This window comes from Paenibacillus terrae (genome assembly GCF_005217525.1).
In the GTDB taxonomy this organism is placed as follows: domain Bacteria; phylum Bacillota; class Bacilli; order Paenibacillales; family Paenibacillaceae; genus Paenibacillus; species Paenibacillus terrae_C.
Genome location: NZ_PNXQ01000016.1, coordinates 340120 through 340653, shown reverse-complemented (window position 1 = coordinate 340653; position 534 = coordinate 340120). Strand labels below are relative to the sequence as shown.

The 534-nt window shown below is 56.7% G+C and carries 1 protein-coding gene; it reads left to right on the top strand.

What is annotated here, in order from left to right; genetic code table 11:
* Positions 1 to 534: AMP-binding protein (locus C1I60_RS25840; protein ID WP_252361844.1), on the top strand; the 534-nt coding region annotated here is incomplete at both ends.

The following is a 534-nucleotide window of genomic DNA, read 5'->3' as shown; positions in this document are numbered from 1 at the left end:
CCTACGTGCCGATTGATCCAGAATATCCGGCGGATCGGATCCGCTTTATGCTGGAGGACTCGGGAGCGAAGCTGGTACTGACGCAATCGCGTTTGGAAGAGCAAGCGTCGCTGAGCTTCGACGGCAAGGTGCTGGTGCTGGATCGTCCGGTGCTGGGTGGTAAGGACATGTACCACGCAGATGGCTCGAATCTGGAGCGGCTGGCCGGGCCGCGTCATGTAGCCTACGTAATTTATACCTCTGGTTCTACAGGGAAACCGAAGGGCGTTATGGTCGAGCACCATTCCGTGCTGAACCGGATTTTGTGGATGCATGATCGGTACGGATTGAGAGCGGAGGATACGATCCTTCAAAAGACCGCCTTCACATTCGACGTATCGGTGTGGGAGTTGTTCTGGTGGTCGATGGTCGGCTCGAAGGTGAGCCTGCTGTCGGTTGGCGGAGAAAAGAATCCGGAGGACATCGTAGACACGATTGCCCGCGATGGCGTAAGCACGATGCACTTTGTGCCTGCGATGCTGCATGCGTTCCTGG